The sequence below is a fragment of the Hamadaea tsunoensis DSM 44101 genome (assembly GCF_000428945.1).
GTDB classification, from domain to species: domain Bacteria; phylum Actinomycetota; class Actinomycetes; order Mycobacteriales; family Micromonosporaceae; genus Hamadaea; species Hamadaea tsunoensis.
The window spans coordinates 118147-136060 of record NZ_AUAX01000001.1 but is presented as its reverse complement, the minus strand read 5'-3'; the positions used below and the strand labels follow the sequence as shown (position 1 = coordinate 136060).

Annotated in this window: 12 protein-coding genes and 1 pseudogene; 6 read left to right on the top strand and 7 right to left on the bottom strand. The window is 71.6% G+C overall.

The features are described 5' to 3' along the window. Positions 1–5: 5 nt before the first annotated feature. The 3 genes and pseudogenes from G401_RS0100590 to G401_RS42575 form a co-directional block, all read right to left on the bottom strand. Complete coding sequence (locus G401_RS0100590; protein ID WP_027340961.1) at positions 6–1082, bottom strand: alcohol dehydrogenase catalytic domain-containing protein; 1077 nt, start codon at positions 1080–1082, stop codon at positions 6–8. Then, the gene (locus G401_RS0100585; protein ID WP_034590360.1) at positions 1079–2506 is read right to left on the bottom strand and encodes an aldehyde dehydrogenase family protein; all 1428 of its coding nucleotides are present in this window, start codon (positions 2504–2506) and stop codon (positions 1079–1081) included. Before G401_RS0100585 ends, G401_RS0100590 begins: the two co-directional genes overlap by 4 nt. 231 nt (positions 2507–2737) lie before the next feature. Further along, positions 2738–3370, bottom strand: a pseudogene (locus G401_RS42575) (TetR/AcrR family transcriptional regulator); the annotation flags it as partial. Between the two features lie 50 nt (positions 3371–3420). On the opposite strand from G401_RS42575, the gene G401_RS0100575 reads away from it, so the two are divergent. Then, a complete protein-coding gene (locus G401_RS0100575; RefSeq protein WP_027340959.1) occupies positions 3421–4557 on the top strand; it encodes an acyl-CoA dehydrogenase family protein in 1137 nt (378 codons plus the stop codon). Between the two features lie 25 nt (positions 4558–4582). Beyond that, positions 4583–6118 carry a long-chain-fatty-acid--CoA ligase gene (locus G401_RS0100570; RefSeq protein WP_027340958.1) on the top strand — a complete coding sequence of 512 codons (1536 nt, stop codon included), beginning with the start codon at positions 4583–4585 and terminating at the stop codon, positions 6116–6118. A gap of 114 nt (positions 6119–6232) precedes the next feature. Here G401_RS0100570 and G401_RS0100565 read toward each other — a convergent pair whose 3' ends face one another. The 3 genes from G401_RS0100565 to G401_RS0100555 are packed head-to-tail and all read right to left on the bottom strand — an operon-like array spanning position 6233 to position 9527. Next, positions 6233–7012 carry a carbon-nitrogen hydrolase family protein gene (locus G401_RS0100565; RefSeq protein WP_027340957.1) on the bottom strand — a complete coding sequence of 260 codons (780 nt, stop codon included), beginning with the start codon at positions 7010–7012 and terminating at the stop codon, positions 6233–6235. After that, positions 7012–8175 carry a pyridoxal phosphate-dependent aminotransferase gene (locus tag G401_RS0100560; protein WP_027340956.1) on the bottom strand — a complete coding sequence of 388 codons (1164 nt, stop codon included), beginning with the start codon at positions 8173–8175 and terminating at the stop codon, positions 7012–7014. The genes G401_RS0100565 and G401_RS0100560 overlap by 1 nt, the downstream gene beginning before the upstream one ends. A 35-nt stretch (positions 8176–8210) precedes the next feature. Next, positions 8211–9527, bottom strand: a complete 1317-nt coding sequence (locus G401_RS0100555) for a hypothetical protein (RefSeq protein WP_157545146.1) — start codon at positions 9525–9527, stop codon at positions 8211–8213. On the opposite strand from G401_RS0100555, the gene G401_RS0100550 reads away from it, so the two are divergent. The 4 genes from G401_RS0100550 (at position 9526) to G401_RS0100535 (ending at position 14988) form a co-directional block, all read left to right on the top strand. Next, positions 9526–10224, top strand: coding sequence for a lysophospholipid acyltransferase family protein (locus tag G401_RS0100550; protein ID WP_027340954.1), 699 nt, complete (start codon positions 9526–9528; stop codon positions 10222–10224). The two genes, G401_RS0100555 and G401_RS0100550, sit on opposite strands and share 2 nt — an antisense overlap. 70 nt (positions 10225–10294) lie before the next feature. Beyond that, positions 10295–11230 carry an acyl-ACP desaturase gene (locus G401_RS0100545; RefSeq protein ID WP_027340953.1) on the top strand — a complete coding sequence of 312 codons (936 nt, stop codon included), beginning with the start codon at positions 10295–10297 and terminating at the stop codon, positions 11228–11230. A gap of 13 nt (positions 11231–11243) precedes the next feature. Further along, a complete protein-coding gene (locus tag G401_RS0100540) occupies positions 11244–12911 on the top strand; it encodes an FAD-binding dehydrogenase (RefSeq protein ID WP_027340952.1) in 1668 nt (555 codons plus the stop codon). Positions 12912–13050: 139 nt separating this feature from the next. Beyond that, positions 13051–14988 (top strand): M3 family metallopeptidase, encoded by a 1938-nt coding sequence (locus G401_RS0100535; protein WP_211240637.1) that lies wholly within the window; start codon positions 13051–13053, stop codon positions 14986–14988. Positions 14989–15104: 116 nt separating this feature from the next. On the opposite strand, the gene G401_RS42570 is transcribed toward G401_RS0100535, so the two are convergent. Next, complete coding sequence (locus G401_RS42570; RefSeq protein WP_157545143.1) at positions 15105–17900, bottom strand: glycoside hydrolase family 3 N-terminal domain-containing protein; 2796 nt, start codon at positions 17898–17900, stop codon at positions 15105–15107. Positions 17901–17914: the final 14 nt, after the last annotated feature.

Genomic DNA, 17914 nt, shown 5'->3' with positions numbered 1-17914 from the left:
GATGGTCAGGGGAAGAGGATGACGGTGCGGGCGCCTTCGCCGCGGCGCATGCGGTCGAACGCCGCCGCGGCGCCCTCGAGCCCCGCCCGGTGGCTGATCAGCACGGACAGGTCCAGTTCCCCGCGGGCCACCGCCTCGGCGATCGCCGGCAGGTCCCGGTCGGGGTCGGACTCGCCGTACACCGAGGACTTCAGGGTGCGGGAGGAGTGGAAGACGTCCAATGCGGACAGTGGCATGACGTCGTCCTTGCGGCCGATGCCGAGCACGGTCACCTTGCCGCCCCGCCGGGTCGCCTTCCAGGCGGCGGTGATGCCGGCGGCCTTGCCCGCGCACTCCAGCGCGTGGTCCACCCCGCGCCCGCCGGTCAGCCCCCGGATCGTGCGCGTCAGCTGGTCGTCGGCCACGAGGAAGTCGGTCGCCCCGGCCCGCCGGGCCAGCTCCTCCTTGGCCGGGCTCACGTCCACCGCGATCAGCGGGTCCGCGCCCGCCGCCCGCGCGGCCAGCAGCGTCGACAGGCCCACCCCGCCCAGGCCGATCACCGCGACCGCTTCGCCGGGCCGCACGCGCGCCGTGTTGCGTACCGCGCCGGAGCCGGTCAGGACCGCGCATCCGAGCAGCGCCGCCGCTTCCCACGCGACTTCCTCGGGTACGCGTACCGCGGCGGTCGCGTCCAGGACGACCTCGGTCGCCAGCGCGCCGAGGCCGAGCGTGACATGGAGCGGTTCACCGTCCGCAGTGGACCCGCGGGGGAACGACGCGATGCCGGTCGTCTCGCAGAGCCAGGGCTCGCCGTGCGCGCAGAACCAGCACCGGCGGCAGGCGGGGGACCAGTTGAGCACGACGTGGTCGCCGATCGCGAGCAGCGTGACGTCCGGGGCGGTCTCGGTGACGACCCCCGCCGCCTCGTGGCCGAGGACGAGCGGGAACTCCGGCTTCAGCGTACCGTTGATCATCGACAGGTCGCTGTGGCAGACGCCGGCCGCCTTCACCTGTACGCGTACCTGCCCCGGGCCGGGAGGCGGGACGACGATCGACTCGACGGACAGGGTCCCGTCGGCGCGGGCGAGCAGCGCTTCGGTCATCGCTGCACGGCCTTCGTCTCCCAGAACTCCTCCAGCCCGAACGAGCCCAGTTCCCGGCCGAGGCCCGACTGCTTGTAGCCGCCGAACGGGGCGACCGGGTTGAACGCGGCGCCGTTGACGTCGACCGCGCCCGTACGCATCCGCCGCGCCACGGCCAGCGCCCGGTCCTCGTCGTCGCACCAGACCGCCCCGGCGAGGCCGTAGCGGGTGCTGTTGGCGATGGCCACGGCCTCGTCGTCGTCGGCGAACGGGATGACCGACAGCACGGGGCCGAAGACCTCCTCGCGGGCGACCGTCGCGTCAGGACGGACGCCGGCCAGCACGGTCGGCTCGACGAAGTAGCCGGTCTCGGGGAGCCCGCCGGTCTCGGTGACCCGCCGGGCGCCCTCCGCCAGAGCCGTCTCGATGAAGCCGCGTACGCGATCGCGCTGCGCGGCCGACGCCAGCGGGCCCAGCCGGGTGGCGGAGTCGAACGGATCGCCCATCGCGTAGGACTTCGCCGCGGCGGCGGCCAGCTCGACGGCCTCGTCGTGGTGGTCGTGGTGGACGAGCATGCGGGTCCACGCCGTGCAGGTCTGGCCGGCGTTGAGGTACGCGTTCGCCACCCCCGTCTTCACGGCCTTGGCGAGATCGGCGCCGGGCAGGATGACGTTGGCGGACTTGCCGCCGAGTTCCAGGGCCACCTTGGCGATCCGGTCGGCGGCCAGGTGGCTGATCCGGCGGCCGACCGCGGTGGAGCCGGTGAACGACACCATGTCCACGTCCGGGTGCCCGGCGATGGCCTCGCCCACGCCGGGGCCCGTCCCCGGCACGAGATTGACCACGCCGGGCGGGAATCCGGCCGCGTGGACCGCGTCGAACAGCGCGTACGCGATGTGGGGGGTGAGCTCGGAAGGCTTCAGCACGACGGTGCAGCCGGCCGCCAGCGCGGCCGCGACCTTGGCCATGACCTGGTGCAGGGGGTAGTTCCAGGGCGTGATGGCGCCGACGACGCCGATCGGCTCGCGGAAGACGGTGGAGTTGCCGGCCGTGACGACGGGCGGCTGCTCGGCGGCGAGGCGGACGTACGTCCCGAGGACGGCGAGCGGAAGTCCTATCTGGACACGCTGGGAGATCTTCAGCGGCGTGCCGAGTTCCAGCGAGACGAGGGCGGCGAGCGCGTCGGCCCGTTCCGTCAGCAGCTCGTGCAGCCGTCCCAGGTACGCCGACCGCTCCGCGGGGCCGAGCGCGGCCCACGGTTCGAAGGCGGCTCGGGCGGCGGCGACCGCCGCGTCGACGTCGGCCGCGTCCCCGGCCGGAACCGTGGGCAGGGGCTGCTGCGTGAACGGATCCTCGACGGACAGCACCCCGTCACCGTGCGGCGTACGCCAGGCGCCGCCGACGTAGATCTCGGTGCGGCGGGGCGGTTCTGGTGATCGACTCATGCGCCTCATCCCGGCCGATAACTAGCACTGCAAGTTTTCACGGTAACCGCGCCGCCGTCCCCCCGGCAACCCCGCCCGCCCGCTGGGCCGCGGGTGCCCTTTCCGACGATCTTGCGCGAATGTACCGGCGAATGGGGCATAGGCCGCGAAATTCGGGGCATTCGCGCAAGATCGTCGGAACGATCGGGGCGGGAGCGGCGGGGGGCCGGAGGGGGGGGGGGGGAGGGGCGGGAGCGGGGCGACGATGCGTTCGTACTCGGCGGCCAGGCCGTCGACCAGCGCGTCCAGGCCCAGCGCGAACGCTCCCTCGTCGACGCTCTTCTGCCGGTGCGCGAGCAGGTGCGCCTGGCCGAGGTGCGGGTACTTCTCGGCGTAGAACTGGGGGTCCTCGACGAACCCCCGGGCGAACGAGCCGAGCGCCGACCCCGCCACGAAGTAGCGCATGAGCGCCCCGATGTGGGTCGCCCGCGCGTGCGGCCAGCCCGCGTCCACCAGCCCGCCGTAGACCGCGTCGGCCATGGTCAGCGCGGCCGGCCGCCGCCCCGGGCCCTGGGCCAGGTAGGGGACGATGTTCGGGTGGGCGGCCAGCGCGTCGCGGTAGGAGCGGCCCCACAGCTTGAGCGCGATCCGCCAGTCGTACCGGCCGAAGGCCGAGGTGTCGACGTGCTCGGTGATCGCGTCGGCCACCGCGTCGAGGATGTCGTCCTTCGTAGCGAAGTGGTTGTACAGCGACGGGCCGCGTACGCCCAGCTCGGCCGCGAGGCGGCGGGTCGAGAACGCGCCCAGCCCGTCGGCGTCGATGAGGGCCGTGGCGGTCGCGACGATCCGTTCCGGGCTGAGGATCGCCTGCCTCGGTCGCGCCATGGAAAACTCCCTCTGGACGTTCTAAAACTAACAGCGCTAGTTTATCGGACATGGACCTGAGCCTCGGCGACGACCATACGGCCGTCCGGCAGCTCGCGGCGGACTTCACCGACCGGGAGATCATCCCGTACGCGCGCGACTGGGACCGCCGTGAGTCGGTGGACACCGCGATCATCGGCAAGCTGGGCGAACTCGGCTTCCTCGGGCTCACCATCCCCGAGGAGCTCGGCGGCTCCGGCGGCGACCATCTCGCGTACTGCCTGGTGATGGAGGAGCTGGGCCGGGGCGATTCGTCCGTACGCGGCATCGTCTCCGTCTCGCTCGGCCTCGTGGCCAAGTCGATCGCCGCGTACGGGACGGCCGCACAGAAACAGGCCTGGCTGCCCGGGCTGTGCTCGGGCGAACTGCTCGGCTGCTTCGGCCTCACCGAACCGGAGACGGGCTCGGACGCCGGATCGCTGTCGACCCGCGCGGAGTCCACGTCGGACGGCTGGTCGATCAGCGGCTCGAAGATGTTCATCACCAACGGCACCTGGGCGGATCTGGTGCTGCTGTTCGCGCGTACACCGGAAGGGGTTTCGGCGTTCCTGGTGCCGACGGACAGCGCCGGGCTCACGCGGCGCGAGATCCACGGCAAGCTCGGCCTGCGCGGCCAGGCCACCGCGGAGCTGAACTTCGACGGCGTGCGCGTGCCGCGCGACGCCCTGCTGGGCGAGCCGGGCCGCGGCCTCAAGGTCGCGATGTCCGCGCTGGCCAAGGGCCGGATGTCGCTCGCCGCGGGATGCGTCGGCATCGCGCGGGGCTGCCTCGAATCCTCTCTCGTGTACGCGAAGCAGCGCGTCCAGTTCGGCAAACCCATCGCCGGGCACCAACTGGTGCAGCAGATGATCGCCGAGATGGCGGTGGACGCCGACGCGGCCCGCCTGCTCGTCTGGCGGGTCGCCGACCGGATCGACCGCGGCGAGCCCTTCGAGACCGAGGCGGCCATGGCCAAGCTGTTCGCCAGCGAAGCCGCGGTACGCGCCGCCAACAACGCGTTGCAGGTCTTCGGCGGATATGGCTATATCGATGAGTACCCGGTCGAGAAGTACCTGCGCGACGCCCGGGTGACGACCCTCTACGAGGGCACGAGCCAGATCCAGCAGCTCATCATCGGCCGTGCGCTGACCGGCGTCAGCGCGTTCTGAGTCAGCGCTTTCCCAAGGAGGCAAGATGACCGCCCTTTCGCTGGCGAGCGTGCTCGCGGAGGCCGCCCGGCGGTACCCGGACAAGATCGCCGTCGTCGACGGCGCGCAGCGGATCGCGTACGCCGACCTGTGGCGGCAGTCGCTCGTCCAGGCGGCCGGGCTGCAACGGCTGGGGATCGGGCCCGGCAAGACCGTCGCGATGGTCGTGCCGAACACGGCCGACTTCCCCCGCGTCTACTACGCCGCCCTGGCCGCCGGGGCCACCATCGTGCCGGTGCACCTGCTGCTCAACGCCGAGGAGATGGCGTACGTGCTGCGGGACAGCAAGGCCGATCTCGTGGTCGCGCACACGTTCTTCCTCGGCGTGGCGACAGCCGCGGGGCAAGCGGCCGGCGTCCCCGTCGTCGCCGTCGGCCCCGGTACGCCCGACGGCGTCGAGAGCCTCGACGGCCTGGACGTGGAACCGTTGCGTACCTTCGTGACGCGCGAGGCCGAGGACATCGCGGTGGTCTTCTACACCAGCGGCACGACCGGCGAGCCGAAGGGCGCCCTGCTCACCCACCTCAACCTCGTCATGAACGCCACGGTCAACGTGGTCGACGCCAACGAGGCCCAGCCCGGCGACATCGTCATGGGCTGCCTGCCGCTGTTTCACACCTACGGCCAGACCGTCGGCATGAACGGCACCTTCCGCCTCGGCGGCACCCTCATCCTGCTCGCCCGGTTCAGCGGGGCCGCCGCCATCGACCTCATGCTGGCCGAGAACGTGACCGTGTTCCACGGCGTACCGACCATGTACGTCGGGCTGCTGGAGGCCGCCGCCGGTCGCGACCGGCTACCGGCGCTGCGCATCTGCGTGTCCGGCGGCGCCTCGCTCCCGGTCGCCGTGCTGGAGAAGTTCGAGAAGATCTTCGGCGCCCGCATCTTCGAGGGCTACGGCCTGTCCGAGACCTCTCCGACCGCGACGACGAACCAGCCGCAGTTCGGCGTACGCCCCGGCACGATCGGCCACCCGATCTGGGGAGTCGAGGTGGAGATCGCGCGGGCGGAGATCGAGGAGCGGATCGAGTTCCTGCCCGCGGGGGAACTCGGCGAGATCGTCATCCGGGGACACAACGTGTTCGCCGGCTACCTCGGGCGGCCCGAGGCCACCGCACAGGCCATTGTGGACGGCTGGTTCCGGAGCGGAGACCTGGGGACCAAGGACGCCGACGGGTTCATCCGCGTGGTCGACCGGAAGAAGGACATCATCATCCGGGGCGGGTTCAACGTGTACCCCCGCGAAGTCGAGGAGGTCCTCGCCCGGCATCCGGCGATCGTGCAGGTGGCGGTGGTCGGCGTACCGGATGGGACGCACGGGGAGGAGATCTGCGCCGTGGTCGTCCTGGACCCGACCTCGGACGCGGTGTCCGCCGTGGAGCTGATCGAGTGGAGCCGGGAGCGGCTGGGGAAGCACAAGTACCCGCGGTCGGTGCGGTTCGTGACCGAGCTGCCCATGGGGCCGAGCCTCAAGGTCCTCAAGCGCGAACTCCGCCGCCAACTCACCGACGACCCCTCCTGACCCGCTTCCCCCTTCCTCCTTTTTCGACGATCTTGCGCGAATGTCCGGGCTTTTCGGGCATTCGCCGCGAAATTCGAGACATTCGCGCAAGATCGTCGGGGCGCGGCTTGACGCTCAGAGCCGACGATTGGCCAGGCTCGGCAGCTCAGCTCGGATCTTGTCGAGGCGCTCGAAGTCGAGGTCCGCGAACACCACCCCGACAGCGTCCGGGGCTTGCGCCACAACGGTTCCCCACGGGTCCACCACCATGCTGCGGCCGTAGCAGGTGCGGCCGGGGTCGTGGTCGCCGATCTGGCTGGCGGCCAGGACGTAGCACTGGTTCTCGATGGCCCGGGCCCGGAGCAGGACCTCCCAGTGGTCGCGCCCGGTGTGGGCCATGAACGCCGCCGGTACGCAGATCACCCGGGCCCCGCCCTCGACCGCGAGCCGCCGGTACAGCTCGGGGAACCGCAGGTCGTAACAGATGGACAGGCCCACGGGTACGCCGTCCACGCTAGCGGTGACGACCTCCGCGCCCGGGCTGACCGACGCGGATTCCTGATAGGACACACGGCCCGGGATGTCGACGTCGTAGAGGTGGATCTTGCGGTAGACGGCCGCGACGCCGCCGGAGCGGTCGAGCAGCAGCGAGGTGTTGTACGTGTGCTCGGGGTCGGGACCGGCCTCGTGATAGGAGCCGGCGAGCACCCACATGCCCAGCCGGGCGGCGACCTCGGCCATCGCGGCCGGCCAGCGGTCGTCGGCGGCGGCGCCGGGGCCGAGATGGTCGGCGTACTCGGGGAGGAGGGCGAGGTCGGCGCCGCCCTCGTGAGCCCGTTCGAGCAGCTCGGTCGCGGTCTTCAGGTTCGCGTCCCGGTCGGACCGGGCATTCAGCTGGCACAGGGCTACCCGCATCACGCGCTCCCCAGGTAGGCGGACAGGCGGCGGACGGCGGTGTCGAGCACCTCCGGCCGTTTGCAGAAGGCGAACCGGATCAGGCCGCTGCCGCTCGCCGGGTCGTCGTAGAAGACCTGCGTCGGGATCGCCACGACGCCGCCGCGGACGGCCAGGTCGTTGCAGAGTTCGAGGCCGTCGGTGTGCCCGAAGGAGGCGACGTCCGCCTGGAGGAAGTACGTGCCGTCGCAGGCGTACGTGCTCACGCCGGCCTTCTCCAGACCGGTCCGGAGCTGGTCGCGGGCTTCGCGCAGGCGCGTGTTCAGGCCGTCGACCCAGTCCAGCTCGTCGGTCAGGGCCTGCGCCACGGCCGCCTGGAGGGGCGTACCGGCGGCGAAGGTCATGAACTGCTTCGCCTTGCGGACGGCCACGACGAGGTCCGCCGGCGCGAGCGCCCAGCCGATCTTCCAGCCCGTGCAGCTGAAGGTCTTGCCCGCGGAAGAGATCGTGATCGTCCGCTCGCGCATGCCGGGCAGGCTCGCCAGCGGCACGTGCGCCACGTCGAAGGTCAGGTACTCGTAGACCTCGTCGGTCACCGCGATCAGGTCGTGCTCCCGGCAGACCGCCGCGATCAGGTCCAGCTCCGCGCGGTCGAAGACCTTGCCCGTCGGATTGTGCGGGCTGTTGAGGACCAGCACCCGCGTACGCGGGCCGACCGCGCGCCGAAGGTCGTCGGGATCGAAGGTGAACCGGCCGTCGATCGGGCGCAACGGGACCGAGCGGTGCCGGGCGCCGGCCATGGCGACGCTGGCCGCGTAGCTGTCGTAGTAGGGCTCGAACAGGATCACCTCGTCGCCTGGATCGCACAGGCCGAGCAGGGCGGCGGTGATCGCCTCGGTCGCGCCGGCGGTCACGACGATCTCGGAGTCGACGTCGTACGCCATCCCGAACCGGCGTACGCGCTCGGCGGCCACGGCGGTCTTCAGCTCGGGCAGGCCGTCGAGGGGCGGGTACTGGTTGCGGCCGCCCTCGATGGCGGCGGCGGCCGCGGCGAGCATGCCGGGCGGGCCGTCGGTGTCCGGGAAGCCCTGGCCGAGGTTGACCGCGCCGGTCTTCGCGGCCAGCGCCGACATCTGCGTGAAGATGGTGGTGCCGATGCCCGAGAACCGCGCGCTGACCCGCATCCGCCCATTATGCGGCTCGCGGCCGCCGGAAGTCCTCACCGCAGGTCGGCGGGTACCGTCCAGAGCGCGCGCGGCACGACCATGTTGCTCGCCGTGAAGACCATGCGCAGCATCGGCCCGCCCGCCGTCACGTCGAGCGCCACCTTCGGCTTGCGCTGCTGGTTCAGGCCCTTGAGTCCGAAGAGTACGCCGGGCCGGTGCCGCCCGGTCCGTTCGGCGTCCCACTCCCGGTACGCGTTCTCGAACCGCCACGGCGCGCTCGTGGCGAGGCCGGCGTACAGGTTGTGGACCCAGGTGTCGGTCAGGGCGGCCCGGTAGAGCCGCGTCGGCCGCCCCGCCAGCAGCTTGCCGATCTGGTCGTCGGTGCGGACGCCGGCCGCCGTCAGCGCGCCCGCCAGGTCGCCCGCGTCCAGCAGGTCGAGGATCGGCCGGACCGAGCCCGCGTCGTCGACCTGCCAGCGCCGGGCCGACGGCGTACGCGCGTGCCGGCCGCTCCACAGCCACGGCGTGAGGTTCCACCGGTGCTCCTGGTTGGCGCCGATGACGTCCTCGGTGCCGACCGACAGCGCCTCGCCGTCCGCCCGGGCGACGAGCCAGGACTGCCGCAGGTGCAGACCGGCACCGTCCAGCGGGGCGAGCGCCACGGCCGCCGAACGCCGGTACCGGCCGGTGTGGTCGCGGGGGAAGTTCCAGGCCAGCGCGGCCGGGTCGACGGCCATGCCCGGCGGTACGCCGACGACGCGTACCTCGGGGTCGGCGGCGGCCGCTTCGCGGTGCGCGTACTGGCGGGCGCGGCGGCGCGTCTCGGCCTTGCGGTCGGGCGTGGGCCTGGTGGCGGCGAACAGGGCGGGCCGGCGCCACCAGAGCACGAGTGAGTCGGAGGCGGCGACGGCGTCGTCGACCAGCTCGAAGACGACCAGGGGCCGGGGCCCGTGGCCGCCCGCTCCGTCGTCGTCCTCGTGGATCTGGATCTCGAAGACCAGCTGCCCCGGGCTGCCCAGGTCGTACCCGGTGTCGGGATCGCGCCCCCACCGGCCGTTGTACGCCTGGAACTGCTGCGCGATCGGCTGCGCGCGCACGACGGTGACCGCCGCGTCCCAGGAGCCGTCGGCCGCCGTGCAGAGCAGGGCGACGACCGGGCTGGCCCGGTGCCGTTCGAGGTGGCCGAGGTGCACCGGCACGCCGGCGCGCTCGCACAGCCGGGCGACCGGGGCCAGGAGCTCACGACGCTGGGCCGCCTGGGCCTCGCTCTCGGCTCGCATGGCGAGCATTCTGCCGCGCCCGCCGGTCGGCCGCCATCCGTCGCCACCCTTCGAGGTGCCCGGATCGCCCTGCTCGTATGGTTGCGGCATGGCCGAGCTTGTATACCCGCCCGTGGTCGCGTTGGCGAAGACGATGTTCCGACTGCTCGACCTCCGACTGACCATCGAGGGCGGTGAGCACATTCCGCGTACCGGCGGGGCGGTGATCGCCTGCAATCACATCGGTTACCTGGACTTCATCTTCTGCGGGCTGGGTGCCCAGCCGGCGAAGCGGCTCGTCCGGTTCATGGCCAAGCAGGAGATCTTCGCCAACCGGTACGCCGGCCCGCTGATGCGCGGAATGAAGCACATCCCGGTCGACCGGGAGGCCGGCCTCTCCTCGTACAAGGAGGCCCTGGCGGCGCTCAAGCGGGGCGAGGTCGTCGGCGTCTTCCCGGAGGCCACGATCAGCCAGTCGTTCACCGTCAAGGAGATCAAGGACGGGGCGGCGCGGCTGGCGGCGGCGGCCGGCGTACCGCTCGTGCCGATGGCCCTCTGGGGGCCGCAGCGGCTGTGGACGAAGGGCCGCCCGCGCCGGCTCAACCAGCGGCACGTCCCGATCAGCATCCTGATCGGGGAGCCGCTGCATCCCGCCCGGCGCGACCAGGTGACGCCGGAACTGCACGCGCGGATGTCGGCTCTGCTCACCCGGGCACAGGCCGAGTACCCGGAAAAGCCGGCGGGTCCGGCGGACGACTGGTGGCTTCCTGCCTACATGGGCGGTTCGGCGCCCGAGCCCGGTATGTGATCCCTGGCGGCTCACAGGTTCGTTGGCTACGGTTACGGAACCGTAGGTAAACCGCGAGCCGGGAGACTTCATGTCCGAGCCCACCGACACCATCGCACTGCTGCACGCGCTGGAGCCGACCGTCGAGACCAACCTCAACCGGCACCTCGCCACAGCCAAGGAGTGGTTCCCGCACGAGTACGTGCCGTGGAGCGCCGGCCGCGACTTCAACGGGATCATGGGTGGCGAGGAGTGGTCGCCGGAGCAGTCCCAGCTGCCCGAGCTCGCCCGGACCAGCCTGATCGTGAACCTGCTCACCGAGGACAACCTGCCCAGCTACCACTACGAGATCGCGACCACCTTCGGCCGCGACGGCGCGTGGGGGACCTGGGTGCACCGGTGGACCGCCGAGGAGGGCCGGCACGGCACCGCCATCCGCGACTACCTGACCACCACGCGGGCGGTCGACCCGGTGGCCCTCGAACGGGCCCGGATGACGCACATGGAGGCCGGGTTCGCGAACCAGCAGCCGGGCGTGCTGCCGTCGATCTCGTACGTCTCGTTCCAGGAGCTGGCCACCCGGGTCTCGCACCGCAACACCGGGCACGTCAGCGGCGACCCGGTCTGCGACCAGCTGCTCGCGAAGGTCGCCGCGGACGAGAACCTGCACATGCTCTTCTACCGCAACCTGCTCGGCGCCGCCCTGGAACTCGCCCCGAACGGGACGATGCGCGCGATCACCGACGTGGTGAAGTCCTTCCAGATGCCCGGCCACGGCATCGAGGGCTTCGGCCGCAAGGCCGTCCAGATCGCCATGGGCGGCATCTACGACCTGCGCATCCACCACGACGAGGTGCTCACGCCGATCCTGCGCCAGCTCAAGGTGCTGGACCGGACGGGGCTGTCGGGCGAGGGTGAGAAGGCGCGTGACGAGCTCGCCGAGTTCCTCGCCGGCCTGGACGCCCAGGCCACCCGGTTCGAGGAGAAGCGGGCCGCCGTCCAGGCGCGCAAGGCCGCCCGGGAGTAATCCAGCAGGTAAAGTGCCGCGCGTGACAGACGCTGACGTGATCGTGGTGGGTGCGGGCCTGGCCGGACTGGTCGCCACCGCCGAACTGGCCGATGCCGGCCGCAAGGTCATTCTGGTCGACCAGGAACCCGAGGCGTCGCTGGGCGGCCAGGCCCACTGGTCGTTCGGCGGCCTCTTCCTCGTCGACTCGCCGGAGCAGCGCCGGATGGGCGTACGCGACTCGCGCGACCTGGCCCTGCAGGACTGGTTCGGCAGTGCCGGCTTCGACCGGGAGGAGGACCGCTGGCCGCGGGCGTGGGCGGAGGCCTATGTGGACTTCGCGGCCGGCGAGAAGCGGTCCTGGCTGCACGGGCAGGGCGTACGCTTCTTCCCGGTCGTCGGCTGGGCGGAACGCGGCGGCTACCTCGCGGACGGCCATGGCAACTCGGTCCCGCGCTTCCACATCACGTGGGGCACCGGTCCCGGGGTGGTGGCCCCGTTCGAACGCCGCGTACGCGCGGCCGCCGAACGCGGTCGCGTCACGTTCGCGTTCCGGCACCGGGTCGACGAACTGATCACGGAGAACGGCGCGGTCACGGGTGTACGCGGGACGGTCCTCGTGCCCAGCGGCGTGCAGCGGGGCGAGTCCAGCTCCCGCGAAGCGGCCGGGGAGTTCGAGCTGCGCGCGCAGGCCGTCGTGATCGCGTCCGGCGGCATCGGCGGCAACCACGATCTCGTCCGCGCCCAGTGGCCCGACCGCCTCGGTACGCCGCCGAAGCGGATGCTGTCCGGCGTACCGGCCCATGTGGACGGTCGGATGCTCGGCATCGCCGAGGACGCCGGCGCCAGCCACATCAACCGGGACCGCATGTGGCACTACACCGAGGGCATCGAGAACTGGAACCCGATCTGGCCGATGCACGGCATCCGGATCCTGCCCGGCCCGTCCTCGCTGTGGTTCGACGCGACCGGCAGGCGGCTGCCCGTACCGCTGTTCCCCGGCTTCGACACGCTCGGGACGCTGGAGCACATCATGCGTACCGGGTACGACTACACGTGGTTCGTGCTGACGCAGAAGATCATCGAGAAGGAGTTCGCGCTCTCGGGCTCGGAGCAGAACCCGGATCTCACCGGCAAGAGCGTCAAGCAGGTGCTCGGCCGCGCGCTGCCGGGCGCGCCCGCCCCGGTCGAGGCGTTCAAGAAGCACGGCCGGGACTTCGTCGTCGCCGACACCCTGCCCGAACTCGTCGCCGGGATGAACCGGCTCGCGGCCGAGATCGGCGGCCCGGCCCTGGACCCCGCCGAGATCGCCCGCCAGGTCGTCGCCCGCGACCGCGAGATCCGCAACCCGTTCACCAAGGACCTCCAGGTCACCGCCCTGCGCGGGGCCCGCAACTACCGCGGCGACAAGCTCGTCCGGGTCGCCACCCCGCACCGGCTGCTCGACCCGAAGGCGGGGCCCCTGATCGGCGTACGCCTGAATCTGCTGACCCGTAAGAGCCTGGGCGGGCTGGAGACGGATCTCGACGGGCGGGTGCTGCGGTCCGACGGCGAGCCGCTGCCCGGCCTGTACGCGGCGGGGGAGGCGGCGGGCTTCGGCGGCGGCGGGGTGCACGGCTACCGGTCGCTGGAGGGGACGTTCCTGGGCGGCTGCCTGTTCTCGGGGCGCACCGCGGGCCGGGCCCTCCTCCGAACCCTCTGACCCACCCTTCCCCTCCCGCCTCTCCCACCCTCCCTCTTTCGACGATCTTGCGCGAATGTCCGGACATCATGGACATTCACCGCAGAAAATGAGACATTCGCGCAAGATCGTCGGGGTGGGGTGGTTTACGCTCGGGCGCATGCCGATGCCTACCCAGCATGCCGCCGACCTCATGACCGCCGCGCCCGACCGGCTGCGCGCCGCCACCGACGAGGGCGTGGCCCGCGCCCGGGCCGGCATCGAGGAGTTCCTCGCCGCCGGTGACCTCCCGGCCGCCGAGCAGCTCGACCTGTACGACGAGGCGGTCGCCGCCGCGATGAACGTCGCGCACCAGATGTCGGTGATCCGCAACGCGCACCCCGACGCGGAGCACCGCTCCACCGCCGAGGCCGCCAGCCGCGATCTTGACGCCGTCCTCACCGAGATCTCGCTCGACGAGCGGGTCTTCGCCGCGCTGTCGGCGCTCGACCTGACCGAGGCCGAGCCGGTCACCGTGCACTGGGTCACGCGTACGCTGCGCGACATGCGGCTGTCCGGCGTCGACCGGGACGCCGAGACCCGGGCCCGGGTGCGGTCGCTCAAGGAGGAGTTGGTCCGCATCGGGCAGGACTTCGACCGCAACATCGCGGGGGACACGCGTACCGAGTCGTTCTCGCCGCAGGAGCTGGCCGGGCTGCCGGACGACTTCATCGCCGCGCACGCGCCCGGGGCGGACGGCCGCGTCGAGATCTCCACGGCGTACCCCGACAAGCTGCCCTTCCTCACGTACGCGACCTCCTCGGCGGCCCGGGAACGGCTGTGGCGTACCGACCGGCTGCGCGGCGTACCGGCCAATGTGGACTCCCTGGCCGAGATGGTGCGTACGCGGCACGAACTCGCGACCCTCCTCGGCTTCCCGAACTGGGCCGAGTACGCCACCGCCGACAAGATGATCGGCTCGGCCGGCGCGGCGGCGGACTTCATCGAGCGGCTGTCCGACGCCGCCGCCGACCGCATGCGGGCCGACTACGCGGTGCTGCTGGAACGCAAGCGCCGCGACGACCCGGCCGCGACCGCCGTCGAGGCGTGGGACGGCACCTACCTGCAGGACCAGGTCCGCTCCGAGCAGTTCGCCTTCGACTCGCAGGCCGTCCGGCCCTACTTCGAGTACACGGCGGTCAAGGACGGGATCTTCGACCTGGTCGGCCGGATGTTCGGGGTCTCGTTCGAACAGCGTACGGACGTGCCGGTCTGGCACCCCGAGGTCGAGGTCTACGACATCCGCCGGGACGGCGCCGCCTTCGGCCGGTTCTTCCTCGACATGCATCCGCGGGCCGACAAGTTCAGCCACGCGGCCATGTTCCGGGTCGTCGTCGGCAAGGCGGGCGTACGCGCACCGCAGTGCGCCCTGCTGTGCAACCTGCCCCGGCCGGGGGAGCGGCCCGCGCTGCTGCTGCCGAACGAGGTGCAGACCTTCTTCCACGAGTTCGGCCACCTCATCCACCACCTGTTCGCGTCGGACATCGCGTGGTCCGGCCTGACCAGCATGGCGATCGAGCGCGACTTCATCGAGGCGCCCTCGCAGCTGCTGGAGGAGTGGATGAAGGACGCGCCGACCCTCGCCGGCTTCGCGAAGCATCACGAGACCGGCGAGCCGCTGCCCGCCGAGCTGGTGGAGAAGATGCGGGCCGCCGACGAGTTCGGCAAGGGCCTGTTCGTCCGGCAGCAGCTGTTCTACTCCGCGCTCAGCCTCGGCCTGCACACCGCGGGGCCCGATGCCGACGCGGCGGGCATCGAGCGCGCCGCGCAGGCCGCCCACAGCCCGTGGTCCTATGTGGAAGGAACGTCGCTGTTCCCGTCGTTCGGGCACCTGGGCGGGTACTCGGCCTACTACTACGCGTACCTGTGGTCGCTGGTGATCTCGAAGGACCTGTTCACGGCGTTCGACCCGGCCGACCTGGCGGGGTCCGAGGTCGCCGGGCGCTACCGGGACGCCGTCCTCGCCCCCGGGAGCGGAAAGCCGGCGGCCGAGCTGGTCTCGGACTTCCTCGGCCGCCCCTACACCTTCGACGCGTTCGAGAAGTGGCTCAACGCGTAACCACCGCACCGCTCGCCCCGGCGGCGTGCTCGACGATCTTGCGCGAATGTCTCGAATTTCGCGGCGAATGCCCGAAAGGCCCGGACATCCGCGCAAGATCGTCGGGAAGGGGAGGGTCAGCTGCAGGCGGTGCCGTTGAGGGTGAAGGCGGTGGGGGTGGGGTTCGAGCCCGTGTAGCTTCCGTTGAAGCCGATGCTCGTCGAGGCGCCCGGTGCCAGCGTGCCGTTCCAGCTCAGGCTGGCCGCCGTCACGTCCGCGCCGGACTGCGTCCAGGTCGCCGACCAGCCGCTGGTGACGTGTTGCGTACCCGGGAAGGTGAAGCGCAGCGTCCAGCCGGACAGGCTCGCCGTGCCGGTGTTGGTGATGGCGATGTTGGCGCCGAAGCCGCCGCCGCCCCAGTCGTTCGGGGTGTAGACGACCTTGCAGGTCGAGCCGCCGCCCGTGCCGCTGGTGGTGAAGGTGACCGTGCCGGAGGTGGCCGACAGGTTTCCGGCCGCGTCCCGGGCCCGCACCTTCAGGGAGTAGGCGGTCGACGCCGTCAGTCCGCTCAGGACCGCTGACGGCGTGGTGGAGGTGGCGATGACCGTGCTGCCGTTGAGGACGTCGTAGCCGGTGATACCGACGTTGTCCGTGGAGGCGGTCCAGCTCAGGGTCGCGCCGCTGGACGTGACGGCCGAGGCGGTCGGCGTACCGGGGGTGGTGGGCGGGGAGGTGTCCGTGCCGGCGCTGGTCGTGAAGGTGACGGTGCCGGAGGTGGCCGACAGGTTTCCGGCCGCGTCCCGGGCCCGCACCTTCAGCGAATAGGCGGTCGACGCCGTCAGTCCGCTCAGGACCGCTGACGGCGTGGTGGAGGTGGCGATGACCGTGCTGCCGTTGAGGACGTCGTAGCCGGTGACACCGACGTTGTCCGTGGAGGCGGTCCAGCTCAGGGTCGCGCCGCTGGACGTGACGGCCGAGGCGGTCGGCGTACCGGGGGTGGTGGGCGCCGAAGTGTCCACACTGGAGTACGACAGGCCGTAACCGTAGGGGTACAGCGGCGTCTGCCCGTCACCGTCGTTGATCGGCTCCTGGCTCGCGCTGTTCGGCCAGGTCACCGGCAGTTTGCCGGTCGGAGCGTAGTCGCCGAACAGCACGTCCGCGACGCCCTGCCCCTCGGTGCCGGGCAGCCAGGCCGCCAGCAGCGCGCTCCAGTCGGGCAGCTGCGCGCTGATGTCGAGCGGGCGCCCCGAGACCAGGACCACGATCACGGGTACGCCGCTCGCCTTCAACGTGTTCAGCGTGGCGAGGTCGGTGCTGTCCAGGCCCATGCCGCTGGGGCGGTCGCCCTGGCCCTCGGCGTACGGGGTCTCGCCGATGACCGCCACGGCCGCGCGGTAGGAGCCGTCGATGCCGTTGCCGCCGGCGTTGTAGGTGATGGTCGCGCCCGAGCCGACCGTGTTGCGGATGCCCTGCAGGATGGTCGTTCCGGGCGTGACCGCGCCCGAGCCGCCCTGCCACGAGATCGTCCAGCCGCCGCTCTGGTAGCCGATGTTGTCCGCGCTCTTGCCGGCGACGAAGATCTTTCCGCCGGACTTGGCCAGCGGCAGGATGCTGCCGTTGTTCTTCAGCAGCACCTGCGACTGCTGCACCGCCTGCCGGGCCAGCGCGCGGTGCGTCGAGCTGCCGACCGAGGAGGTGTAGGAGCGGTCGGCCAGCGGGTGCTCGAACAGGCCCATCTCGAACTTCTTGCGCAGGATGCGGGTGACGGCGTCGTCGACGCGCGCCTGGGTGACCCGGCCGGCCTGCACCTCGGTACGCAGCAGCGAGATGAACGTCTTCCAGTCGGTGGGCTCCATGACCATGTCGATCCCGGCGTTGACCGCGGTACGCACGTCGGTCGCGGACAGGCCGGTCGCGCCGTCGATCTGGTCGACGCCGTTCCAGTCCGACACGACGAAGCCGTTGAAGCCGAGTTCGCCCTTGAGGACGGAGGTGATCAGGTACTGGTTGCCGTGCATCTTGGCGCCGTTGAAGCTGCTGAAGGAGATCATCACCGAGCCGACGCCCTTCTGCACCGCGGCCTGGAACGGCGGCAGGTGGATGGCGCGCAGGTCGGCCTCGGAGATCTGGGTGTTGCCCTGGTCGGTGCCGTTCGTCGTACCGCCGTCGCCGACGAAGTGCTTGGCGGTCGCGAGGACGGACGCCGGGCCGCCGCCGAGGGTGGCGCCCTGCAGGCCGGTGACGATGGTCGTCATCGACGAGGCGATCTCGGGCTTCTCGCCGAACGACTCGTACGTGCGGCCCCACCGGTCGTTGCGCGCGACGCAGAGGCAGGGCGCGAAGTCCCACTGGACGCCGGTGCCGGTGACCTCCTCGGCGACCGCGCGGCCGATGTTCTGCGCCAGCTGGGGATTGCGGGTCGCGCCGAGGCCGATGTTGTGCGGGAAGATCGTCGCGCCGTACACGTTGTTGTGGCCGTGCACGGCGTCGGCGCCGTAGATCATCGGAATCCGCAGCGGGGTCGCCAGCGCGCCGTTCTGGAAGCCGTCGACCATGTCGGCCCAGGCCGTGGGGGTGTTCGAGGACGGGGCCGAGCCGCCGCCGGACAGGATCGAGCCGAGCCGGTAGTTCGTGACGTCGGCGGCGGTCGCCGAACCGCGCTCGGCCTGCGTCATCTGGCCGATCTTCTCGTCCAGGCTCATCCGGCCGAGCAGGTCGGACACCCGGGTCGCGACCGGCAGGCTGGGATCCTGATAGGGGTACGTGGCGGCTGACCGCACTCCTGGCGACTCGGGCAAGCCCTCCCCGGCGAGGGCGGCGCCGGGCGCGACACCGGTGGAGACGGTGCCGGCCGCGACGATCGCCAGGGCTGCGAGCACGGCGCGGGCGCGCGGTGCCAGGGGTGCGCGTGCGCGCGGGACGAATGTGGACACGGGTCTCTCCTTTG